Source organism: Exiguobacterium sp. E4787 (assembly GCF_018618375.1).
GTDB lineage: Bacteria > Bacillota > Bacilli > Exiguobacteriales > Exiguobacteriaceae > Exiguobacterium > Exiguobacterium chiriqhucha.
This window is the reverse complement of the sequence record NZ_JACSLY010000001.1, coordinates 433,163-456,434: the sequence shown is the minus strand read 5'-3', so window position 1 is coordinate 456,434 and position 23,272 is coordinate 433,163. Positions and strand designations below refer to the sequence as shown.

The 23,272-nt window shown below is 52.1% G+C and carries 27 protein-coding genes and 1 riboswitch; of the genes, 19 read left to right on the top strand and 8 right to left on the bottom strand.

Features of this window, described 5'->3' with window-relative positions:
- From KNP80_RS02345 to KNP80_RS02325, 5 genes are all read left to right on the top strand, one after another.
- A complete protein-coding gene (locus KNP80_RS02345) occupies positions 1-1,221 on the top strand; it encodes a cysteine desulfurase (RefSeq protein ID WP_128122090.1) in 1,221 nt (406 codons plus the stop codon).
- Complete coding sequence (gene sufU, locus KNP80_RS02340; RefSeq protein ID WP_024372279.1) at positions 1,211-1,645, top strand: Fe-S cluster assembly sulfur transfer protein SufU; 435 nt, start codon at positions 1,211-1,213, stop codon at positions 1,643-1,645. Before KNP80_RS02345 ends, sufU begins: the two co-directional genes overlap by 11 nt.
- Positions 1,646-1,664: 19 nt before the next feature.
- On the top strand, positions 1,665-3,062 hold the full coding sequence (gene sufB / locus KNP80_RS02335) for a Fe-S cluster assembly protein SufB (RefSeq protein WP_214831971.1): 1,398 nt from the start codon (positions 1,665-1,667) through the stop codon (positions 3,060-3,062).
- A 132-nt stretch (positions 3,063-3,194) separates the two neighbouring features.
- Positions 3,195-3,569: a YciI family protein gene (locus tag KNP80_RS02330; RefSeq protein WP_214831970.1), complete on the top strand. Its 375-nt coding sequence runs from the start codon at positions 3,195-3,197 to the stop codon at positions 3,567-3,569.
- Between the two features lie 127 nt (positions 3,570-3,696).
- Positions 3,697-4,671: an L-lactate dehydrogenase gene (locus KNP80_RS02325; protein WP_214831969.1), complete on the top strand. Its 975-nt coding sequence runs from the start codon at positions 3,697-3,699 to the stop codon at positions 4,669-4,671.
- Positions 4,672-4,705: 34 nt separating this feature from the next.
- Here the strand turns inward: KNP80_RS02325 and KNP80_RS02320 are convergent, their stop codons facing one another.
- Positions 4,706-6,088 (bottom strand): alanine/glycine:cation symporter family protein, encoded by a 1,383-nt coding sequence (locus KNP80_RS02320; RefSeq protein WP_214831968.1) that lies wholly within the window; start codon positions 6,086-6,088, stop codon positions 4,706-4,708.
- A gap of 92 nt (positions 6,089-6,180) precedes the next feature.
- Here KNP80_RS02320 and KNP80_RS02315 point away from each other — a divergent pair, with 92 nt between their 5' ends.
- The 8 genes from KNP80_RS02315 to KNP80_RS02280 all read left to right on the top strand — a co-directional run bounded on the left by KNP80_RS02315 (position 6,181) and on the right by KNP80_RS02280 (position 13,197).
- Positions 6,181-6,453 carry an acylphosphatase gene (locus KNP80_RS02315; protein WP_214714519.1) on the top strand — a complete coding sequence of 91 codons (273 nt, stop codon included), beginning with the start codon at positions 6,181-6,183 and terminating at the stop codon, positions 6,451-6,453.
- 240 nt (positions 6,454-6,693) lie between these two features.
- A complete protein-coding gene (gene brnQ / locus KNP80_RS02310; RefSeq protein ID WP_214801394.1) occupies positions 6,694-8,013 on the top strand; it encodes a branched-chain amino acid transport system II carrier protein in 1,320 nt (439 codons plus the stop codon).
- A 114-nt stretch (positions 8,014-8,127) separates the two neighbouring features.
- Complete coding sequence (locus KNP80_RS02305) at positions 8,128-9,309, top strand: MFS transporter (RefSeq protein ID WP_214831967.1); 1,182 nt, start codon at positions 8,128-8,130, stop codon at positions 9,307-9,309.
- 17 nt (positions 9,310-9,326) lie between these two features.
- Complete coding sequence (locus tag KNP80_RS02300) at positions 9,327-10,172, top strand: DUF72 domain-containing protein (protein WP_214831966.1); 846 nt, start codon at positions 9,327-9,329, stop codon at positions 10,170-10,172.
- Positions 10,173-10,186: 14 nt separating this feature from the next.
- The gene (locus KNP80_RS02295) at positions 10,187-11,527 is read left to right on the top strand and encodes a bifunctional metallophosphatase/5'-nucleotidase (protein ID WP_251128812.1); all 1,341 of its coding nucleotides are present in this window, start codon (positions 10,187-10,189) and stop codon (positions 11,525-11,527) included.
- Between the two features lie 48 nt (positions 11,528-11,575).
- The gene (locus KNP80_RS02290) at positions 11,576-11,956 is read left to right on the top strand and encodes a YutD family protein (protein ID WP_058764068.1); all 381 of its coding nucleotides are present in this window, start codon (positions 11,576-11,578) and stop codon (positions 11,954-11,956) included.
- A 165-nt stretch (positions 11,957-12,121) separates the two neighbouring features.
- Positions 12,122-12,427, top strand: a complete 306-nt coding sequence (locus tag KNP80_RS02285; protein WP_214831965.1) for a hypothetical protein — start codon at positions 12,122-12,124, stop codon at positions 12,425-12,427.
- Positions 12,428-12,528: 101 nt separating this feature from the next.
- Positions 12,529-13,197, top strand: coding sequence for a DUF975 family protein (locus KNP80_RS02280; protein WP_214831963.1), 669 nt, complete (start codon positions 12,529-12,531; stop codon positions 13,195-13,197).
- A 37-nt stretch (positions 13,198-13,234) separates the two neighbouring features.
- On the opposite strand, the gene glpX is transcribed toward KNP80_RS02280, so the two are convergent.
- Complete coding sequence (gene glpX / locus KNP80_RS02275) at positions 13,235-14,215, bottom strand: class II fructose-bisphosphatase (RefSeq protein ID WP_021065511.1); 981 nt, start codon at positions 14,213-14,215, stop codon at positions 13,235-13,237.
- Positions 14,216-14,373: 158 nt separating this feature from the next.
- Here glpX and KNP80_RS02270 point away from each other — a divergent pair, with 158 nt between their 5' ends.
- Entirely contained in the window at positions 14,374-14,817 is a 444-nt protein-coding gene (locus KNP80_RS02270; protein ID WP_214831962.1) for a DUF86 domain-containing protein, read from the top strand.
- A 4-nt stretch (positions 14,818-14,821) separates the two neighbouring features.
- On the top strand, positions 14,822-15,592 hold the full coding sequence (locus tag KNP80_RS02265) for a TIGR01457 family HAD-type hydrolase (protein ID WP_214831960.1): 771 nt from the start codon (positions 14,822-14,824) through the stop codon (positions 15,590-15,592).
- Positions 15,593-15,626: 34 nt separating this feature from the next.
- Here the strand turns inward: KNP80_RS02265 and KNP80_RS02260 are convergent, their stop codons facing one another.
- Entirely contained in the window at positions 15,627-15,884 is a 258-nt protein-coding gene (locus tag KNP80_RS02260; RefSeq protein ID WP_228617585.1) for a NifU family protein, read from the bottom strand.
- 96 nt (positions 15,885-15,980) lie between these two features.
- Between KNP80_RS02260 and KNP80_RS02255 the strand changes: the two genes are divergently transcribed.
- On the top strand, positions 15,981-16,274 hold the full coding sequence (locus tag KNP80_RS02255) for a DUF1462 family protein (RefSeq protein ID WP_029595112.1): 294 nt from the start codon (positions 15,981-15,983) through the stop codon (positions 16,272-16,274).
- A 38-nt stretch (positions 16,275-16,312) separates the two neighbouring features.
- Here KNP80_RS02255 and KNP80_RS02250 read toward each other — a convergent pair whose 3' ends face one another.
- Positions 16,313-17,743 (bottom strand): S8 family serine peptidase, encoded by a 1,431-nt coding sequence (locus tag KNP80_RS02250; RefSeq protein WP_214831958.1) that lies wholly within the window; start codon positions 17,741-17,743, stop codon positions 16,313-16,315.
- 238 nt (positions 17,744-17,981) lie between these two features.
- On the bottom strand, positions 17,982-19,037 hold the full coding sequence (locus KNP80_RS02245) for an NAD(P)/FAD-dependent oxidoreductase (RefSeq protein ID WP_021065516.1): 1,056 nt from the start codon (positions 19,035-19,037) through the stop codon (positions 17,982-17,984).
- Between the two features lie 97 nt (positions 19,038-19,134).
- Here KNP80_RS02245 and KNP80_RS02240 point away from each other — a divergent pair, with 97 nt between their 5' ends.
- Positions 19,135-19,371 (top strand): YuzB family protein, encoded by a 237-nt coding sequence (locus tag KNP80_RS02240; protein WP_021065517.1) that lies wholly within the window; start codon positions 19,135-19,137, stop codon positions 19,369-19,371.
- 210 nt (positions 19,372-19,581) lie between these two features.
- Complete coding sequence (locus KNP80_RS02235) at positions 19,582-20,793, top strand: NupC/NupG family nucleoside CNT transporter (protein ID WP_214831956.1); 1,212 nt, start codon at positions 19,582-19,584, stop codon at positions 20,791-20,793.
- 101 nt (positions 20,794-20,894) lie between these two features.
- On the opposite strand, the gene KNP80_RS02230 is transcribed toward KNP80_RS02235, so the two are convergent.
- Both KNP80_RS02230 and KNP80_RS02225 read right to left on the bottom strand, forming a co-directional pair.
- Complete coding sequence (locus KNP80_RS02230) at positions 20,895-21,473, bottom strand: nucleotidyltransferase family protein (RefSeq protein WP_214833510.1); 579 nt, start codon at positions 21,471-21,473, stop codon at positions 20,895-20,897.
- 74 nt (positions 21,474-21,547) lie between these two features.
- Positions 21,548-22,135 (bottom strand): ECF transporter S component, encoded by a 588-nt coding sequence (locus KNP80_RS02225; protein WP_214833508.1) that lies wholly within the window; start codon positions 22,133-22,135, stop codon positions 21,548-21,550.
- Positions 22,136-22,295: 160 nt separating this feature from the next.
- A riboswitch (FMN riboswitch) is annotated at positions 22,296-22,437 on the bottom strand.
- 97 nt (positions 22,438-22,534) lie between these two features.
- Here KNP80_RS02225 and KNP80_RS02220 point away from each other — a divergent pair.
- On the top strand, positions 22,535-22,891 hold the full coding sequence (locus tag KNP80_RS02220; RefSeq protein ID WP_021065521.1) for a HesB/IscA family protein: 357 nt from the start codon (positions 22,535-22,537) through the stop codon (positions 22,889-22,891).
- 39 nt (positions 22,892-22,930) lie between these two features.
- Here KNP80_RS02220 and KNP80_RS02215 read toward each other — a convergent pair whose 3' ends face one another.
- Positions 22,931-23,173, bottom strand: coding sequence for a hypothetical protein (locus tag KNP80_RS02215; RefSeq protein ID WP_214717630.1), 243 nt, complete (start codon positions 23,171-23,173; stop codon positions 22,931-22,933).
- Positions 23,174-23,272: the final 99 nt, after the last annotated feature.

The window sequence follows — 23,272 nt, the reverse complement described above, 5'->3', positions numbered from 1 at the left end:
ATGATCGATGCCTCGATTCGTAAACAGTTCCCGATTTTAGATCAGGAAATCAACGGTCATCCGCTCGTCTATCTCGACAGTGCGGCGAGCTCCCAAAAGCCGCTTGCTGTCATCGAGGCGATCGAGGATTACTATCGCCGCATCCACTCGAACGTGCACCGGGGCGTCCATACGCTCGGGACGCACGCGACGGATGCGTATGAAGGGGCGCGGGAGCGCGTCCGTTCATTCATCAACGCCGCCGTCCCAGAAGAGATTATCTTCACACGCGGGACGACGACGGCGATTAACCTCGTCGCGTCAAGCTACGGGGATGCCAACGTCGGAGCGGGGGACGAGATCGTCCTCACGCCGATGGAGCACCACGCGAACTTGATTCCGTGGCAACAGCTCGCCAAGCGTAAAGGGGCCACACTCCGTTACGTCGAATTGACGCCGGACGGTCGGGTCACGCTCGACGCGGTCCGTGCCGTCTTGTCGGACCGGACGAAAATCGTCGCCATGAGTCACGTCTCGAACGTGCTCGGCACGATCAACCCAATCGCCGACGTGGCGAAGCTCGCCCATGAAAAAGGGGCGGTCATGGTCGTCGATGCGGCGCAAAGCGCACCACACCGGAAACTTGACGTGCAAGCACTCGATTGCGACTTCCTCGCCTTCTCTGGCCATAAGATGCTCGGTCCGACCGGGATCGGCGTCTTATATGGGAAGAAGCAGTTGCTCAAACACATGGAACCGGTCGAATTCGGTGGTGAGATGATCGACTATGTCGACTTGTATGAGTCGACGTGGAAAGACATCCCGTACCGGTTCGAAGCGGGGACGCCGATTATCGCCGGCGCCGTCGGTTTGGCAGCGGCCATCGACTTTTTAGAAGACCTCGGTCTCGAGAACGTCGAAGCCCACGAACGGGCGCTCGCGACGTACGCCATCGAACAGATGCGGACGATTGAAGGCATTGAGATTTACGGGCCAGAGGAACGTGTCGGACTCGTCACGTTCAACTTAGGTGACGTGCACGCCCACGACCTTGCGACCGTATTGGATATGCAAGGCATCGCGGTCCGGGCCGGCCACCACTGTGCTCAGCCGCTCATGCGTCTCCTGAAGCAATCATCGACAGCCCGCGCGAGCTTCTACTTGTACAATACGAAAGAAGAAGTCGACCGCTTCATCGAAGGGCTACGTCAAACGAAGGAGTATTTCAATTATGAGTTTTAACAATCTCGACATGTTGTACCGACAGGTCATTATGGATCATTATAAAAACCCAAGAAACCGTGGCGTCATCGAAGATGGCGTGACGGTCGACTTGAACAACCCGACATGCGGGGATTCACTCCGACTCCAACTCCAAGTCGAGGACGGAATCGTGAAAGATGCCAAGTTCGAAGGTGAAGGCTGTTCAATCAGTCTCGCGTCGGCATCGATGATGACTCAAATCGTGAAGGGCAAGTCTGTTGACGAGGCACTCCAATTGGCCACCATCTTCTCGGAGATGGTCCAAGGGAAAGATTACGATACAGACACGTTCGACCTAGGCGACATCGAAGCGTTGTCTGGCGTCTCAAAGTTTCCGGCTCGCATCAAGTGCGCCACGCTCGCGTGGAAAGCGCTTGAAAAGGGAGTCGACGAGGAAGCGTAAGTAGAAGGAGGAGACCGATATGGCGAAAAACATGCCTGACATTGGCGATTATAAATATGGCTTCCATGACCGAGACATCTCGATTTTCCGTTCAGGCCGCGGCTTGACGAATGAAATCGTAGAGACGATCTCGCGCATGAAAGAAGAACCGGCATGGATGCTCGAGTTCCGCTTGAAATCACTCGAACAGTTCCGCAAAATGCCGATGCCGACATGGGGCGGCGATCTCACGGCACTCGATTTCGATGAGATCACTTACTATGTCAAACCGTCTGAAAAGACAGAGCACTCGTGGGACGAGGTTCCTGAAGAAATCAAACGTACGTTTGACAAGCTCGGAATCCCGGAAGCGGAGCAAAAATACTTGGCAGGCGTTTCGGCTCAGTACGAGTCAGAAGTCGTCTATCACAGCATGCAAGAAGACTTTGAAGCGAAAGGTGTCATCTTTAAAGATACAGACACGGCGCTCAAAGAAGATGAAGACCTCTTCCGTGAGTACTTCGGAAAATTGATTCCGCCGACGGATAACAAGTTCTCGGCACTCAACTCGGCTGTTTGGTCAGGTGGCTCGTTCATCTACGTACCAAAAGGCGTGAAGCTCGAGCAACCGCTCCAAGCTTACTTCCGCATCAACTCGGAGAACATGGGTCAGTTCGAGCGGACGCTCATCATCGTCGACGAGGGCGCTTCTGTCCATTACGTCGAAGGATGTACAGCACCGGTCTACACGACGAACTCACTTCACTCAGCGGTCGTTGAGATTTTCGTCAACAAAGACGCATATTGCCGCTATACGACGATCCAGAACTGGGCGAACAACGTCTACAACTTGGTCACGAAGCGTGCTGTCTGTGAAGCGGGTGGATCGATGGAATGGATCGATGGCAACATCGGTTCGAAACTCACGATGAAATACCCGGCCGTCATCTTGAAAGGTGAAGGCTCACGCGGTATGACGCTCTCAATCGCTCTCGGCGGTAAAGGGCAGCACCAAGACGCGGGCGCGAAAATGATTCACCTCGCACCGAACACGTCGTCGTCAATCGTCTCGAAGTCGATCTCGAAACAAGGCGGAAAAGTCTCGTATCGCGGAATCGTCCACTTCGGTCGTAAAGCGAAAGGCGCACGTTCGAACATCGAATGTGACACGCTCATCATGGATAATCAGTCGACGTCGGACACGATCCCGTACAACGAGATCTTGAACGACCAAGTCTCACTCGAGCACGAAGCGAAAGTCTCAAAAGTGTCAGAAGAGCAACTCTTCTACCTCATGAGCCGCGGAATCTCGGAAGAAGAAGCGACGGAAATGATCGTCATGGGCTTCATCGAGCCGTTCACGAAAGAATTGCCAATGGAATATGCCGTCGAAATGAACCGTCTCATCAAGTTTGAGATGGAAGGATCGATCGGATAATCCTGCATAGATACTGAAAGACGGTTGACATGATTTCATGTCGACCGTCTTTTTGTGTAGGCTATGCCTGTAAACAGGGAATAGGGCATGGATAGCTGATGCGTGCCTGTAGATTCGAGAGGAGAAAATCACATGATGTTCTTAGTAACGGGATATTTCAACGCTGACAAAGTGAACGAAAAGACCGACCTAGAAATCGATCAAATCATGGCGACGTGTGAACCACACTTACAGGAGCTGTATGCAAGTGATCAGGTGCTGATGGATATGGGGCTTGAAGCAAGCATGAAACAACTCAAGCGGGAGTCACATCAGATTTCGATTACGGATGAGCCTGTTACAGAATCGAAAGAAGTCATGGGAAGTGCGTTCCTGATTGAAGCGTTGGATATGGAGGATGCGGTCAGAATCGCTTCCATCCATCCAACGACCCAAGTGCCCGAAGCGGAATCGTTAGGATGGAGGCTCGAGATTCGGCCGGTGCACTATTATCGGGAGCGAGAATGATATGTGTGATAAACATTGTTTTGTTTAGAAGCGAATTCCTCACAAGCGAGTTCGCTTTTTTTGTCGTGAAACGAAGGAGAGTCGGGTATGCTAAGAAAGAGAACACGTTTAGAAAGGGATGAAGCATATGGATCATTTGAACACGATTGACCCAGAAGACATCACCCGCATCGCCGTCGTCGGTGCCGGATGGGTCGGCGTCAGTTTCGCCTATCAACTGTCGATGGCCGCGCTCTGTGAAGAGCTCGTCTTGATTGATTCGAACCACGCCAAGGCTGAAGGGGAGGCGATGGACCTCAATCACGGCATCTCGTTCGCTCCGAGCCCAGTCCGAATTTGGGCAGGCGACTATTCGGACTGCCGCGACGCCGATATCGTCGTCATCACGGCCGGTGCCGCACAAAAGCTCGGTCAGACCCAGATGGACCTCGCTGAACAAAATGCGAAGGTCATGCAACATGTCACGGAGCAAATTATGGCGAGCGGATTCGACGGCATCCTCGTCGTCGCGACGAACCCGGTCAACGTCATGGCGCACGTCGTCTGGAAAGCGTCCGGGTTACCGAAGCATCGCGTTATCGGTTCGGGGACCGTGCTCGATACGGCTCGTCTCCGTTATAAGGTCGGTGAGTATTTCGACTTGTCGGTACGGAACTGCCACGTCTATTATATGGGTGAGCACGGTGCCGGAGGTTTCGTCGCTTGGGATAACGCCCGCATTTACGGGAAATCGGTCCAGCAACTGCTCGCCGAGAATGAGTCGTATCGGCAAGAAGACTTGGATGCGATTTATCAACGCGTCCGTGATGCGGCCAATCAAATCATCGAATATAAGAGTGCCGCGTACTATGCGATCGGGCTCGGCTTGCTTCGTATCGTCCGCGCCATCGTCCGGAACGAGAACTCGGTCGTGACGATCGGGGCCCATCTCGACGGCGAATACGGGGCATCTGGCCTCCATATCGGCGTACCGGCCTTGATTGACCGGACCGGCATCCGCCAAATCGTCGAAATTGAACTGACGGACGAGGAACAAAGACAGTTCGATGCCTCGGTCGGACGGATTCGCCAAGCGATCGACAAGATTGAATCGAGTTCATAAAAAGGCCCGGCTGCAATCGCAGCCGGGTTTGTCATTACGACGCCTTCTTCTCGGCGACGTCTTTCTTATAATATTTCTCGGACGTGAAGAACTCGGTCGTCAAGCGCTTCACTTCACCGCTGAGCAATAAGACGGCAATCATGTTCGGGATGAGAATCATCGCGAGCATCAAATCAAGGAAGTTCCAAATCATTTGGGCCCCACCGATCGCACCGATGACAATCGAGACGATGTAGACGACTTTCATCATGAAGCCGGCCTTCAAACCGAACAAGTACTCGGCTTGACGCGATCCGTAGAAGATGACGACGATGATTGTCGACAAGACGAAGAAGATGAGCGAGATGGTGACGAGAAGACTACCCGTGTAGCCGAAGTACTGTTGGAACGCAATCGTCGTCAGGGCTGCTGGATCGTTCATCGCATCGGCCCGTGTCCATACCCCGGACGACAAGACAACGAACGCCGTCGTGCTACAGATGATGAGCGTATCGATGACGATCCCGATTACGGCCCAGAAGCCTTGCCGGACCGGATGATCCGTTTGCGCAGCGGCGTGGGCAATCGGTGCCGTCCCGAGTCCTGCTTCGTTCGAATAAAGACCACGGGCGAAGCCCCAACGAATCGTCTCGGCGATGGCGGCACCAGCGAAACCACCGAGCGCGGCCATCGGTTGGAATGCGTATGAGAAGATGAGCCCGAGTACTTCCGGGATTTGTGAGAAATTCATCAAGACGATGACGAAGCCGGCACCGACATAGACGAGGGCCATCGCCGGGACGATGACTTCCGTCACTTTCGCGATGCGTTTCATACCGCCGAAGACAACGAGGGCGACGAGCCCGGCGACGATAATCCCGGTCACAAGGGTATTGCCGTTGAACGTCTCTCGGACGGCCGAACTGACGGCGTTTCCTTGAACCATGATACTCGGGATGAGTTCGATCATGAGAGCGAAGGCGAACCATGAGGCGAGCCATTTCAGCTTCAAGCCTTTCGCCATATAGTAGACGGGACCGCCGACAAATTCACCGGCCTCGTTCTTCTCGCGGTAACGGACGGCGAGGACGCTCTCCGAGAACTTGATGGCCATGCCGACGACGGCGATGACCCACATCCAAAAGATGGCGCCCGGCCCGCCGAACATGATGGCGGCCGGTACCCCGATTATATTGGCGGCACCGATCGTCGAAGATAAGGCTGACGTCAACGCCTGGCGGGGACTGATGTCACCTTCACCTTTTGGTTTTTTAAAGACACTGCCTAACGTTTGTTGCATTATGTAGATGGGGTATCGGAATTGGAAGAATCCTAAACGAATCGTCAAATAGAGTCCAGACAAAACGAGTAACGAGATGATTGGCACACCCCATAGCCAATCTGAAATTGTCGTCACCACAGTCACAAGTTGTTCCACATCACCACTCCTATCCAGTATTTTACTTATATATTGTTGCCTAACGAGACAGAGGCTAAACCCATTCTTTCAAATTTGAGGAGGAGACTTATATGAAACAGGCACAGCATCTTATCGTATCAGGCCGGGTCCAAGGGGTCGGCTTCCGTTACTTCGCGCAAGCGACTGCCCTTGAATACGGCATCACAGGTTGGGTCCGGAATTTGAATGATGGGACGGTTGAACTTCAAATCGAAGGAGACGCGGAGAGACTCGAATCCTATAAACGCGCCCTCTATAACGGGAATCGTTTTGTCGGGGTCGAACGGATTGAAGCGGAAGACACGACGGTCGAATCATTCCGGAAGTTTGATATCCGTTATTGACCATTTTTCTCATTTACAGCTAGTCAGTGAGTGCAACCAACCGACAATTTGTAAATTAAGGGAACGGTTCCATACAATAAATCCACATTTTAAAAAAATAAACATCATTTTTATGGATAGGGTGGTCAAAAAAATGAAAGTGTGTATAATGGAATAGACTAAGCGGTTTATTGTCAGAAAATTTAGTCATTTGATTCATTGGTAACACGGAAGGTATTACATGTATGTGGAGGTAGTTGTATGAAAAAATCGACATTATTCCCGTTAGCATTCACGATTTTCGCATTATTCTTCGGGGCCGGGAACTTGCTGTTCCCACCGATGCTAGGTGCGATGGCAGGACAGAACCTCGTCCCAGCCCTAGTCGGCTTCGTCATTACCGGCGTCGGGCTACCATTACTCGCGCTCTTCGCAGTCGCGCGGGTAGGCGGTGGATCTGACCAAATCGCTCGGTATATTCCGAAGCGACTTGCACTCGTCTTGACGGGATTAATGTACGTGGCGATTGGACCGTTCTTCGGGATTCCACGGACGGCAGCAGTCACGTATGAGATGGGAGTCGTACCGTTCCTCGGTGCGCCATCTACACTCACGCTCGCAATCAGTTCAACTGTCTTCTTCGGTTTGACGTTCTTCTTGACGTTACGCGCTCAGAAATTGATTGAAGTCATCGGACGCATCATTACACCGATTCTCTTGCTCTTGCTTGCGGCAATCGGAATCACGAACCTCGTGGCGCCACTCGGGAAGCCGGTCGCACCAGCAGAAGGATATGAGACGTGGATTGGCGCTCTCGGGGAGGGCTTCAAACAAGGCTACTTGACGATGGACGTCTTCGGCGCTCTCGTCTTCGGTGCCATCGTGCTCGTCACGCTTAAAGCGAACGGGATGACGGACCAGAAAGAAGCATCTTCACTTCTTCGGACGTCTGGAATGCTCGCTGTCACGTGTTTGATGCTCGTCTATATCTCGCTCGGGTCGATTGGAGCGAACATGACAGGCCAAACAGGAACGACAGACGGAGCAAGCTTGCTTCAAGCGTTTGCAGGTTCATCTTTCGGACAAGTCGGAATGCTCGTACTCGGGGCTGCGGTCTTCCTCGCTTGTTTGACGACAGCGGTCGGACTCATCACTGAGTTCTCACGCTTCATCAGCAACACGTTCGAATCACTCAAGTATTACCAAGTCGTCATCGCGACGACATTGTTCGGCTTCATGATTTCACTCGTCGGACTTGGTATGTTGATTGAAATCGCAGTACCGCTCCTCACGCTCTTGTATCCGGTCATGATCGCACTCGTACTCGTCTCGATTACGGAGCGGATTCAACGCAACCCGCATGTCGCCATGAAGGCGACTGTATATACGGCCCTCGTTCTCTCGCTCTTCGAGACGACACACGGATTGGCGCCGTCAGCAGCAACAGCTTGGATCACGAACTTGCCGATGGCTGAGATCGGACTTGCTTGGGCAGTTCCAACATTGATCGTGTATGTGATCACACTGTTATTACCGAAAAATCGTTCCAACCAAGCACTCGCTCAATCACGCATCTCATAAGCAAGTGTTTGAACACCCATCCTCTGGTCAAGGATGGGTGTTTTGCTGTCTTATCGTTTGCTCATTTCATTCATCAACAAGTAAAATGAAAGGATGAAAAGGAAGTGACATACATTGACGACTAAACAAAAGAAACAATTGGCGATTCTCATGTTGAACATGTTCATCGCTGTAGCAGGATTCGGGATTATCATACCGATTATTCCTGATTATTTGAAGATGATTGGAGAAGGCGGCACCGCTGCCGGACTCATGATTTCTGTCTTTGCCGGGGCCCAGCTGCTCATGTCGCCGATTGCCGGGAAATGGGCGGATGTTTACGGGCGCAGGCTCATGATCATCCTCGGGCTCATCGGCTTTACCATCTCGATGGGCGTCTTTTACTTATCAGACAACTTGACCGTCCTGTTGATTTCACGGGCAATCGGCGGCGTCGGGGCCGCTCTCTTGATTCCAGCCATCTTTGCTTACGTGGCCGATATCACGACGCTCAAACAACGGGCGAAAGGGAACAGTTATATTTCCGCGGCAATGTCGCTCGGGATTGTCATCGGCCCAGGAATCGGTGGATTCTTCGCCGAATTCGGGTTGAAGGCACCGCTCTTGTTATCGGCGATCGTATCATTCGTTGCCGTCATCTCGTCAATCATTCTATTGAAAGAACCGGACCGTGAACCGTATGTCCAAACGAGTGAGAGTGAATCGTTACCGCGTCAACTCGTGTCGTCGACACGGAAACCGTATTTCTTCGTGCTCGTCATCAACTTGGTCATGGCGTTCGGTTTGATGGCATACGAGTCGGTCCTCGGTCTGTTCGTCAGTGAGACGTTCAGCGCAACGCCGCAACAGATTGCGGTCATGATCACCGGGACGGGAATCGTCAGCGTCATCGTCCAGCTGTTCGCGGTCGACCGTCTTGTCTCGCTGTTCGGTGAGATTAAAGTCGTGCTCATCTTTATCATGCTCGCTGCGCTCAGCTTCTTGTTCTCACTGTTTGCCGGGTCTTACACGATTTTCTTCGCGGTCACGTTGATTATCTTCTTGTCGACGTCAATTTTACGACCGGTATTGAATACGCTCGTATCGAAAATGGCAGATAAAGAGCAAGGGTTTGCGATGGGGATGAACAATGCTTATATGAGCATCGGGAATATCGTCGGACCGACGCTTGCCGGAATCGCCTTCGATATCGATATGCGCTATCCGTTTGTGATGGGGCTCGTCCTGTTGCTCGTGACGTTCGCGGGAACGTTGAATTGGTCGAAACGGAACACGGCGGCCACGTTCAAACAATAAGTTGAGGAGGGAATGTGATGATTTATGTCGGTGTGACGGGGTGGGGAGACCATGATTTACTGTATACGACCCCAGAAGAACGAAAACATAAACTGTCGACCTATGCGGGGCATTTCCCGACCGTTGAAATCGATTCCTCGTTTTATGCGATTCAACCGGTGAAGAATTACGAGAAGTGGAACTTGGAAACACCGGAGACGTTCCAATTCATCGTCAAAGTTTCCAGGGAAATGAGCGGCCATGACCGGGAGCCGAAGCTACCTCTCGCCGAGCTGTTCGAGAGGTATCGAACGTCTGTCGAACCGCTGAAACAAGCTGGGAAGCTACGAGCCGTGCTCGTCCAACTCCCGCCCTGGTTTGATGTCTCGAAGCCACATCTCGATTATTTACGGACGATCCGTGACGAGTTGCGCGACTATGACATCGCCATCGAGTTCCGGAACCCGACGTGGTTCTCGGAGGCGTTCCGGGAGCGGACGCTCGCGTTCTTGGCGGAACAACGTTTCATCAATACGATTTGTGATGAGCCGCAAACGAAAGAGAGCAGCATCCCGTTCGTCCCGGTCGTGACCAATCCGGATGTGGCCGTCGTACGTTTGCACGGCCGCAACACCGCCGGCTGGCTTCGAAAACCGGGCATGACGAGCCAGGAATGGCGTCACGTACGCTGCCTGTATCGCTATAGTGAGGATGAACTGCAGGAGCTCGCCGCGGCCCTCAAACAAGTCGACGAAACAGCGAAGTCGGTGTACGTCTACTTCAACAACAACTCGGCCGGCGACGCGGTACCAAACGCCAAACGGTTGATTGAGATTCTCGGTGCCGAATATGAACTCGCCCCGAGCCAAATCAGTCTGTTCTAGGAAGGGGGATCGTCTTGAGAACGATTACGATGTTTCATTATAATGACTTACATTCGAAATTCCATAACTGGCCGCGGTTCGTCTCGTTTTTGAATGAGCATCGGACGGACGAGACGCTCGTCTTCGATCTCGGCGACCATGCCGACCGCACCCATCCGGCGACAGAAGTGACGCGCGGACAAGTGAACGTCCGACTGCTCAACCGGATTCGACCGACGGCGGTCACGATCGGCAATAATGAAGGCATCACGTTCCCGCACGACTGGCTCGCCCATCTGTATGACGAGGCCGCGTTCCCAGTCCTATTAGGGAACGTCTATCAAGCAGCTGGTGAACGGCCAGAATGGGCGTCGGAGACGCTCATCGTCGAACGAGAGGGAATTCAGATCGGGCTGTTCGGGGTGACCGCGCCGTATGAAGAGCTTTATCCTGAACTCGGTTGGGCCATCGAAGCACCACACGGGGCAACGGCGCGTGCCCTCGAGACACTTCGAGACTGCGACGTCATCATCGCGCTCAGCCATCTCGGCTTTTATGCCGACGAGCGGCTCGCCGAGGCGTTCCCAGAAATCGATGTCATCCTCGGAGCCCATACCCACCACGTACTCGATGAAGGTGTCGTCACGAACGGCGTCCTGATCGCGCAGGCCGGCAAGTACGGGCAGTACGTCGGGCAAATCGAGTTGACCATCGAAGGAAAGCGGGTCATCGAGAAACGGGCTTGTCTCCACGATGTATCGGAGCGCGAACCTGATGAAGCGACGGTCGCGGTCCTAGCCGCAGAGTATGGTCAAGCCGAGCGTCTGCTCGATGTGACGATTGCTGAGACACCAGGTTATGAAAGTGACTGGTTCGGTCCGTCAGCCATCGGAGACCTATTGGCGAGCGGACTCGCGGACTGGTGTGACGCCGAGTTGAGTATCATCCCATCCGGTGTCTTGTTGGAAGGTTTGCGCCCGGGCCACGTCACGCTAAATATGTTGCACCGGATTTGTCCGCATCCGATCAACCCTTGTCTCTTGACGCTTGACGGGGCTACCCTCGTCCGATTTTTGAACGACGTCCAAGAAGATGCGTTCACGACAATGCATGTCCGTGGCCTCGGTTTTCGCGGGACGGTGCTCGGTAGCCCGATCCTCCATGGAATCGACAGCCGACACGGTCGCTATTCGATTAATGGTGAGGAAATCAAGCTAGACGGGACGTATCATGTCGCCACGGTCGACATGTTCACGTTCGGACCGCTCCTTCCGTATTTGGCCGATCAGCCGAAGCGTTACTTTATGCCGGAACTGCTGCGTGACGTGTTACGCGAGACGATCGTGACCCGTCATAATGCCATCCGAAAAGGATAGGGACGGGACCGGTTGGCATGCTATGATAGAACAGTGGAGGTGTGAAACATGATTAGAGTGAATCGCCATGGCTATACCGTCATTGAAGAGAAACGTGACGGTTTTGACGAGGAAGCGTTCATCGCACGCTATAGCGACGTGCTTGATAAATACGATTATATCGTCGGGGATTGGGGCCACGGACAACTTCGGTTGAAAGGGTTCTATGAGACGAAGTCCAAGTTCGCGACGTATGATAATCGAATCGATCACGTGATGGATTACGTGTATGAATACTGTAACTTTGGGTGCCCGTTCTTTGTACTCAAAAAAGAGACGGAAATCGATGAGGCGGAAGACGGTCCAGTCTTCGGTGGCACGAAACAACCGCTCAAACTGAAACGCAAATTCAATAAATCGGAAGAAGTCGAGCCTTCGACCGGTACATGACGCGCTGATGACATCAGCGCTTTTTTGTTACATTTATTTTCCAAATGTTTCTTTTAGGTGAAAAGACGGTGTGACAGGTTTAGGGATAGGAAAATTGTGATAACTTATATTTAAGGTTATTGTTTCTGTTCGGGTTTTTGTGGGTTTTGGAAGTGAGGTGGAAGTATGCAACACGTACAAACGGCGACCGTCGGTGACCGCGATGACGTCCATAATCGAATTCATAATTTCGGCTTGGGCGTACTGGCGATGTTGTTCTTCGGGTTCGAGAGTATCATGACGTTTTACTTCACCGCCGCAGTCCTGATTTATGAGGTTGTCCACGTCTTGCTAATCCGCCGCTTTGAATATCGTCAGGCGTTTTTGAGAAGCCGCCTCTTTAAAATTATTTCGTTGGCGGCAGTGGCCACAGGTGTGCTCTTATTTATCGTATCGATGTCACAGTTTTTCATGGGCAACATCATGTATTGAAGGGAAAGGAAAAACCTTTTCCCTTTTTTCGTGTTTTTTTGAAACTTTTCGTGAAATGATGACGTACACTGAAGAGAGAACTCAAAAAAAGGATGATGAAAATGACTGCACAACTTAAGCAACATGCACAACAAATGTTAACTGGTAAGCGTTGGCTACTCGCCGGGCTATTAATTTTGTTCGTCGTCTTGAACGGGATTCCACAATCGTTCGCGCCTCCTGTAGACCCTGAAGCGGTCCCAACAGCGGCGGACACGGGACTTACGTTCTTGTCGCTCCTCCTCACATTATTGATTGCGCCGCTCGCAATCGGTTGGTCTTGGCTCGTCCTGTCTGTATCGCGCGGTGACAAGCCTGCTGTCTCTACGTTGTTCGAGCCGTTCAAAACGGGATACGTCAAGCACGTGCTCGCCCCGTTCTTCATGGGATTGTTTATCTTCCTTTGGTCGCTGCTCCTCGTGATTCCGGGAATCATCAAAAGTTTCTCGTATTCTCTCACGTTTTACATCTTACGTGACCAGCCGGAATTATCGGCTCTCGAGGCGATCACCGAATCACGCCGGATGATGGACGGGCATAAGATGGACGCGTTCAAACTCGTCCTCTCGTTTATCGGTTGGTTCCTTCTCGGGGTCATTACACTCGGCATCGGTTTCTTGTACGTCTATCCGTACTTCACGACGACGTATGCGACGTTCTACGATTCACTTCGGAAAGCAGAACAACCGCAGACGAACCATGTCGGGACAGATTTTGAACAAGGATTCTAAACGAAAACCTCCGCTCATCGAGAGCGGAGGTTTTGTATTAGGCGTTGACTTCTTGTTTTTGAAGGTAGGGCTTGAGCGATAACGTGTGTTCGGCGACGACTTTACGAATCGTCTTCGTCTTCGATCGCATGACGAGTGACGTCGTCTCGACAATATCGTCCGTCAAGAATTTTACGCCGTCCAGCAATTCGCCCGATGTGACGCCTGTCGCCGCAAAGATGCAGTCGTCGCTCTTGACGAGGTCGTCAAGCGTGAGCAATTGGAGCGGGTCCTCGATGCCCATCGAGATGACACGTGCCGTCTCTTCTTCATTCATCGGGTGGAGGCGTGCCTGCATGTCGCCACCGAGCGCTTTGACGGCCGCTGCCGTGATGACGCCTTCTGGTGCGCCGCCCGTACTGATGAAGATATCGATCGGGTTCGACTTGACGGCCGCTGCGATTCCCGCCGAGACGTCGCCGTCTTCGAACAGCTTGACGCGTGCGCCCATGTTCATCGCCGCTTGACGGAAATGTTCATGACGATCACGGTCTTGCATGATGACGGTCACTTCCTCGATGCGCTTGCCGTTATAAAGGGCGGCTTTCTCGATAATCGACTCAAGCGGTTCGTCGAGTGAGACTTTGCCTTTTAAATTCGGGCCGACGACGAGCTTATCCATATACATATCTGGTGCGTGGAGGAGGGCGCCTTTATCCGCGACCGCGATGACGACCATGGCGTCCCCGAGTCCTTTGGCGACGATCGATGTCCCTTCGAGCGGGTCAACGGCGATATCGACTTCTGGTCCGAACGTCGTCCCGAGACGTTCCCCGATGTATAGCATCGGTGCCTCATCGAGTTCACCTTCACCAATGACGACAGTTGCATCCATATTGATTGTACCGAGTACTTCACGCATGGCCGATGTCGCTGCGTCATCCGCTTCATTCTTCTGACCACGACCGATCCATTTCGATGAGGCCAATGCTGCTGCCTCGGTTGCTCGTACGATCTCTAACGCTAATTCTCGTTCCATAGTGTTGTACCCTCCACATGATATCTATTTAATGTGACATACTAATAGTTGTGTTAATCCGTGGATTAGTGTATCACAATTACGTAAATGATGTAAATAGGAGAGATTCTTTTCTCGAACGAGAAAAAGGATTACTATAGGAGGCAGGGGGGATTGCGATGTATTTTGTAAACAGAGAAAAGATTAATGAGACGTTGACCCATATGGAGACGATGCTCAGTCGACTCGACCAATTAGAGGGGGACGCGTTCACCATCGAGCTGGCGAAACAACGTTTGGCCGTTCACTTGATAGAGGGCGTGATTGACGTCGGCAACTCAATGATTGACGGGTTCATCATGCGTGACCCGGGCAGCTATGAGGATATTGTCGACATCTTGCTCGACGAGCGTGTGCTCGACGCCGAGACGGCCGAAGCGACGAAAGCGCTCGTCGGATTACGGGCGCACTATGTCAGGGAGTTCGTCACGGCAGATTCGGCCCGGTTCGACGCCTGGGTCGACCGTGATAAATCAACGTTCGAGGCATTCCCAGAGCAGGTCCGACGCTATCTCGAGGTGGAGCTCGGTCCTGTATCAGCATTTTTACCAGAAAGCGAGTGATTGGATGAATCCGATTAAAGGATACTTATTTGATTTAGATGGCACGATGTATGCGGGGACGGCCCCGATTCAAGCAGCGGTCGATTTCGTGAATCGACTCGAGGCGACCGGCTTCCCATACTTATTCGTCACGAACAACGCGTCGATGACGCCGGAGCAAGTGGCGGATAAACTTGTCTCGATGGGAGTGCATGTGACGCCTGAGCACGTATTGACAAGTGCGATGGCGACGGCCCGTTATATCGAGAAGATGACGCCAGGGGCGACGATTTACATGATTGGGGAAGATGGCCTGCGCCTGGCGCTCGAAGAACGCGGTTTCCATGTGACGGAAGAGGCGAAGGCGGATTACGTCGTCGTCGGGCTCGACCGAAACATCACATACGAAAAGTTGGCGAAAGGCGCGCTCGCGATCCGCTCCGGCGCTCGTTTCATTTCGACGAACGGCGATATCGCCATTCCGACTGAACGCGGCTTTTTACCAGGGAACGGTGCGCTCACGTCCGTCTTGACGGTGACGACGGAAAAAGATCCGTTCTTTATTGGCAAACCGGAACCGGTCATGGTCGATATCGCGCTTGAGATGATTGGTCTCACGAAAGAAGAAGTCGTCATGGTCGGGGATAACTACCATACTGACATCTTGTTCGGGATCAACGGCGGGATTCGGACGCTCCACGTCAACTCAGGCGTACATGGTCCGGCTTTCATTCAGGAACAAGAAAAACTCCCGACCTATATGGTCGAGAGCTTGGACGAATGGACGCATGCATGAAAAAAAGGGATGACATGATTGTCTCCCTTTTTGTTTAGAATACTTGTTCGACTTCAACGATGCCAGGTACTTCTTCGATGAGCGCGCGCTCAATCCCGGCTTTCAATGTAATTGTTGAAGATGGGCAGCTGCCGCATGCACCCATCAAACGAAGTTTGACGATGCCTTCTTCTACATCAACGAGTTCGACGTCACCGCCGTCGCGAAGCAAGAACGGGCGTAATTTATCGAGTACTTCTTGGACTTGATCAAACATTTCCATGGTATCTACCCCTTTCTGGTTCTCTTTCATTCTAGCAAGTTTGAGATTGTTTCTCAATCATTAACGCTGAGCGTTTTGTGACGATGCCCCTTCTTGATTTTTGTATAATAGGAAAGAAGAGGGGGAATGGATATGAAAATCACCGTATATGGGGCCGAAGTACAGTGTGCGAGCTGTGTCGGGGCGCCGAGCTCGATTGAGACATATGAATGGTTGCAAAGCGCATTGGCACGGAAGTACCCGAATCAGGCGTTCGAATTCGAGTATATCGATTTTGAGACGGCGGACGATGACATCGCCGAAGCAATCAAGCAGGACGAGTGGTTCTATCCGCTCGTGCTCATCGATGGGGAAGTGGTGGACGAAGGGGTCGTCCAACTTCGGAAAGTCTATTCGGCCATCGAACAGACGACAGCATGAAAAGAGTCGAGCGACGATTGTCGTTCGACTCTTTTGCGTTATAGAAGACGGAACGACGACGTCGCCGAACCTGACGTGTAACCCGTGAGCGTCGCATCAGATTTCACTTGATACGTCCCACGTTGTGACGAAGAGGTTGTTGAGAGCGTGAACGTGATGGCGCCCGTTGAACTTGTCTTGCCTGTTCCTGTGAGCGTCGCGCCGTTTGGCTGTGTGACCGTCACACGGACGTCGGCGTTCGCGACCGCTTGGCCGTTCGAATTCCGGACTGTTGAAGAGATGGAGACGACTTCACCAGCGTAGTAAGTTGATTTCGATGTCGATACTGTCGTCGTGAGCGCTTGGACCGGTTGCGTCGTGCCGCCAGCCGTCGGTGCTTGCACGAGTCCGTTCCCGAACCATGTGTCACGTCCGGCCGTTCCGAGGTCGATTGAATCTTGTGATAGTTTCGTGCGGAGTTGCGAGCTCGACAACGTCGGGAACGCTTGCTTCATGAGTGCGAGGTTACCGGCGACGTAAGGTGTCGCCATCGATGTCCCGCTCATTTGACCGTAGCCGCCGTTCGCGAGTGTCGAGTTGATGCTCACACCTGGTGCCGCGACTTCGACCGTACTACCTGTCGCCGAGAACGAGGCGCGGTTATTGTTGATGTCCGTCGCCGCGACGGCGATGGCCGAGCTGTAACGGGCCGGGTAGTTGACGAGGTCGCCTGTACCGTCAGAGCGTCCGTTGTTACCGGCTGCCGCGACGACAAGGATACCCGCGTTATTGGCGCGATCGACGACCTGTTGGAGCGTCGTCGATGGACTTGTCGTCCCGAGACTCAAGTTGATGACGTCCATATCGTTCGTGATCGACCAGTCAATCCCGGCGATGATACTCGAGAGGCTACCACTACCGTCGGCTTCGAGTGCTTTAACGGCATAGATGCTCGCCTCATGGGCAATCCCGACCGTTCCGATGCTGTTGTTGCGGGCACCGATAATCCCGGCGACGTGCGTACCGTGACCGTTGTCATCCGCGTATGAGCTCGTGACTGTACTGAACGAGGCACCACCAGAAATCGTCAAATCAGGGTGCGGCGAGATTCCGGTATCAACGACCGATACTTTCACGCCTTTCCCGGTGTAGCCACTCTGCCAAGCTGATGGAGCTTTCAACTTCGGAATGCCCCAGTCTTGCGTCTGATTTTCGATTTGTACCGTTTGATCGACTTCCACGTGGGCGACGTTCGGGTTGTTCTTCAAGCCATTCAAGGCAGCCTTCGGTACTTCGAGCGCTGCGGCCGGAAGGTTTTTGTACTGTTGGCGAACTTCCATGCCTTCAATCGAGAGCGGGATGTTCTTCGCCGATTCCTTGAAGACGACGATGACACGTTCTTTCTCTTTGTTCGGGGCGGCTTCTGCGCCTCCTGGAACGGTTGACAAGACGAGCAGTGAGGCGAGGACAGTGCTGCAAACTTTTTTCAACTTGTTTCCTCCTTCGGGTTATGTAGGCGAGGTGACGCGATGTCGAACTGCCGTGCCCATAGAGTAACAAGTTTTCCCATCGGGTAGAATATGTCAATGGAATTAAAAATCTGAATATTTAGATAAGGATACAGGGGATTCAGATACAAGACTTTTGACTCAAGGAGATGGCGGCAGAACGCCAAATCGAACACGTTACACAAAAAAACGGGTGACCGTAAAGGTCGACCCGTTCATGTTATTTAATGACTTTATGTTTCCAAAGAATTCCGGACTTGAGTAGCCGAGCGACTTTGCCGGTGAGCGACTGTTTGCCCATGAAGACGCCGAAGCCGGCCTTCTTCCCGAGCGAGCCGAGCGTTCCTCGAAGTTTGATATCCGGTAAATCCGGATAACTGACGCCTTTCCATTTACAGAGCAACACTTGGACGATCTGTTCCGCTTGCGCTTCCGCAAGTTGACCGGAAGGTGCATACGGAAGGCTGGCGTTGTCTCCGACGACGAAGATGTCCGGCTGTTCCGGGACGTAATGGTGCGGTGTCAATTTGACGCGCCCGCCGCCATCGAGTTCCCATCCTTGATTTCGGACGACGGCGACCGGTTGAATCCCAGCCGTCCAAACCGTCAAATCAGACGGGAAGTGTTGCTCGTGATTCCATAGGCCGTCGGCGTCGACCCGGACGATATTCGACTGGTTGATGACCTCGACGCCGTGCTCTTCGAACCAAGACTGGACATACATCGAGACACGGCTCGATAGGAACGATAAGACCGATGGGCCACGGTCGAACAAACGGACCGTCAAATCGGGACGGCTCTCGCGTAGCTCGCTGGCGAGTTCGACACCCGATAATCCAGCGCCGACGATTGAGACGATTGAACCGGGTGACAGACCGTTGATGGCTTGTTGGGTCTTACGTGATTCTTCTAACGTTTGGATGCTGTACGTGAACTCGGCTGCACCAGGCACATTGTGATACTTGTCCTCGCAACCGAGTCCGATGACGAGGTCGTCATACGGTACTTTTTCACCGCTCGCGAGCAGAACCATCTTGTCGCCTGCGTCGATATCGGTGACTTGACCGTATATGTAATCGATCTCTTCTGGAAAATCGATACGGATATCGCGATCCGATACGGTCCCCGCCGCAAGTGCATAATACTCTGTTTTTAACCCATGGTAAGGTAGACGATCGATGAGTGTGATCGATACATCCTTCAGCTGATGGCCGAGGACGCGTTCGATTACACGCATACCCCCGTAACCGCCTCCCAAGACGACTAATTTGCGCATAAAAATCCCCCTTTGTTACACTTCAACTGTATCATGTTATAATACGCCGTAGAAGAACCATTTTCCTGTTTTGAGGGAAAGGGGAAGGGTGAATGACATGATGAATCCGATCATTGAGTTCTGTGCCTCCAATTTGGCGATGGGCTCGCAAATCGCCCGGGCCAAACTAGAGTCCGATCCAGACCTGGATGTCGTTGAATACGGCTGTACAGGCTACTGTGGCGTCTGTTCGCTCGACTTGTTTTGCCTAGTCGATGGCGAGGTCGTGACGGGAGATACGCCAGAGCAACTCGTGACGAACGTATATGAAAAAATTGAAGAAATGGCTTGGTGAAAAAGTTTGAAGCAACTTCAAACTTTTTTTATTTTGACTGTTTTGACCCGTTGCATTTTTAAAAAGGGTCTGTTATATTCAAAGAGGTTCGAATGTAGGTTGTCTGACGTTTAACAACATAAAAAGAAAGCGTTTCAAACGGTAGGACATATCTCGATTCGGGTATATCACAATATCAGGTTTCCCCAATATGAAAGGAGCACAACACCAATGAATATCATGAGCGTGGTTGGTATTTTGGCACTAATTGGAATCGCTTACATCTTCTCAACCAACCGTAAAGCCATCAAATGGCGTACCGTTCTTGCCGCTTTCGCGGTACAGTTTACGTTCGCTTTCCTCGTCCTCTTCACATCAGCAGGACGTAGCGCGTTAGAATGGATCTCAGGAGGCGTTCAGAACGTCTTGAACACAGCAAATGACGGAATCGCCTTCGTTTTCGGTACAGCTGTAGGAGGGGACAACTTCGTCTTCGCATTCCAAGTGTTGCCGATTATCATTTTTATGTCTTCTTTAATCGCTTTGCTTTACTACCTCGGTGTCATGCAATGGGTCATCCGAATTCTCGGTACAGCCCTTGCGAAAGCTCTCGGCACATCACGTAAAGAGTCGCTCTCAGCGACGGCAAACATCTTCGTCGGTCAAACGGAAGCACCGCTTGTCATCAAGCCTTACCTTCCAACGATGACACAATCGGAGCTCTTCGCCGTCATGGTCGGGGGACTCGCGTCGGTTGCCGGTTCGGTTCTCGCTGGATACGCTGCCCTTGGTGTACCGCTCGAGTACTTGCTCGCAGCGAGCTTCATGGCTGCACCTGCTGGTCTCTTGTTCGCCAAAATCATCGTTCCTGAAACAGAAGAGTACAATGATGACATCGAAATCGCTGAAGATGAAGAGGACAAAGCAGCGAACTTCGTCGATGCAGCCGCTCGCGGTGCGTCTGACGGTCTCTTCCTCGCCTTGAACGTCGGTGCGATGCTTCTCGCCTTCGTTTCATTGATTGCGCTCGTCAACTTGATTCTTGGTGGAATCGGCGGCTTGGTCGGATTTGAGAGCCTCTCACTTGAATTGATTCTTGGTTACGTGTTTGCACCACTCGCGTTTATCATCGGTGTACCGTGGGCTGATGCGGTTCAGTTCGGTAGCTTCCTCGGTCAAAAACTCGTCTTGAACGAATTCGTTGCCTTCTCTGAATTCGCACCAATCATCGGTACTGGTGAACTTTCAGCACGTACGGAAGCGATGATCGCCTTCGCACTTTGTGGATTCGCCAACATCTCGTCACTTGCAATCCTTCTCGGTGGTCTCGGTGGAATGGCACCGAACCGTCGGAACGACATCGCACGTATGGGTGTCCTCGCGATTCTCGCAGGTACGCTTGCCAACTTGATGTCAGCCACGCTTGCTGGTCTGCTTCTCTAATCAAATCCGATATACCCAGAGTGATCACTTCGGTGGTCACTCTTTTTTGTGAAGACGTTTATGAACGCACAGCAAAACCCGACCGTATCGGCGGTCGGGTTCTACAGTCCGTGACGAGTCACGTCCACTTCTTGAAGTTTCGGCCAAATGGCTTGCCAATTCTTATTTTGGATCCGCGCTTGATAAATGTGGTGATGCGGGGATCCGTCTGCAAATGCTGGGGTCGGTCGCAGCCTCAATTCGATGATGTCATCAACACCGTAAGGCGCGGCCACGATCAAGCGGTCGTTCGCATCGAGGCTGACCCCGATGGCGGTGACGGTCTCGGGGAAATGGGCCAAGGCGTCGATCGCCGACTGATAGGGCGGCAATTGATTAACCAGATGCATCCGCGCTTGATTTTTGACCGACCACGGGACGGTCGGGGACAGGACGTGTAATTGTGCCTCATATTCTTTTTCAATCGCCTCGTCAATTTGAGACCGGTCAAAGTAGATGACATCGACGTCCTCGGTCGGCGTTGGTGTTGGATAGCCATGCATGTCATCCCATATCTTCGCCCGCACGTATCCGGCACAGATCCACCAGTCGGGTAGCTCGAGGGAAGCGACGTCTTTCAAGAGACCCCTCAATTCCGAATCATTCTCTAAAAAGTGAGTGACCTCTTCAATCGTTTTCAAGTGATTCCCTCCTATTCTTCCTCAAGCATAACGCAACCATACAAAAAAGCACCTATTTCTAGGTGCTTTTCGCATTAAGCCTGGAGTTGCATCCGCTGGCGTTCGATCCACGGCTTCAATTTGAGGAAGAGGGGGACGAACAAGGCGCTAATCAACAACGCTTTGATGAGGTTGAACGGCAAGATGCCGTAGAGGACGAGGTCCGTTTTAACTGCCGGTTGCGCCATCTCGGTCATGCCGAAGAAGAACGCGTAGGCTGGTAAGATGAGTAAATAGTTCAAAATCGCCAAGCTGAGTGCCATCGTGATCGTACCGGCCACGAGACCTGAAGCGAGCGCTTTATTCGTTTTACGTTTATGGTAGAACCATGCGACCGGATACATGAAGGCGACTCCTGCAAAGAAGTTTGCGACTTCACCGACCGGAACGCCGCCACCGTTAAAGACATAGTAGAGGACGTTTTTTAGAGCGACGACCACGACGCCTGCGAGTGGGGAGAAGATGATCCCGGCGACGAGCGCGGGAATGTCACTAAAGTCCACTTTTAGAAATGGTGGTAGGAAAGGCAGCGGGAAGTTAAAGAGCATGAGGACAAAAGAAATGGCCCCGAGCATCGATAGCGTCACCAGTGTTGTCAATCGTTTGTTGCGCGTTGTTTTCATCAAAATCTCTCCTTTTGTCGCTCCTTGATGAATGGCACCCGTCGCATAAAAAATCCCGATTGCATCATACAATCGGGAGAGGTTACGCGCATACGAAATAGATGTTTTCCGTCGCGGAAGAGACCACGTCAAAGAAAACATCCGGATATCGGTCGGATGCCGCCATCTTCTCCCATCCAGACTTTACTGTCGGCTTTCGAATCTCACGAAATCAGCAAGCAACGCCTTGCTCGCTCACGGGCTGAGAAGATCATGTCTTCAATACCGCCGGTCGGGAATTTCACCCTGCCCCGAAGATGGAACGATTTAATTTTTTTTGTTACAGTTTAGTTATACAAGATATTTCACAAAATCTCAAGTCAGTTGACTTGAAGTTAAGATAATGAAGGAGGAGTTCAGATGATTCATTTGACAGAGTCAGCTGCATTACAAGTCATCGATATGATGAAACAGACAGAACACCCCGAGAATCAGTACTTGCGCATCAAGGTCCAAGGCGGAGGCTGCACCGGTCTCTCGTACGGAATGGGATTCGATGAAGATAAAACGGATCGAGATATCCAATTCGACCATCACGGCGTCCGCGTCATCGTCGCCGAAGCCGACCATGGGGTCGTCGACGGGCTCGAAATCGACTATAAGCAGTCGATGCTCGGAGGCGGGTTCACGATTAAAAATCCGAACGCCATCGCCACGTGTGGATGTGGTTCGAGTTTCCGGACGGCGTCGAACGCCGGGACACCTGGAGATTGCTAAACGAAAGGCCAATCGTGTGGACGATTGGCCTTTTTCGATTCAGTCGGTTTCTTCCATCAAAATCAAGCGAATCACTTTGGATGTCGCATTCAATTCGATGTGATGTTGCCAAGGGCGGAACGCCGTGATTTTGCATGTGTCGGTCGTGATTTGGAACGAACAGACGCTCTCTTCCTCTTGGTCAAGCACTGAGTAGCGGCTGAAATCGGATAAGCTTTGGTAGATGGCGTATTGTTTCGGTAACTCACACGTCCATCCTTTTTCTAACATGATTTGATGCATGGGTCTCGCCTCTTTCTTCTATCATATATATAAGAATAACAAAAAAATTCAAGGATGTGGAAGATTAGTCGAGAGGAACCAAGGGAAAATGAAAAGAGA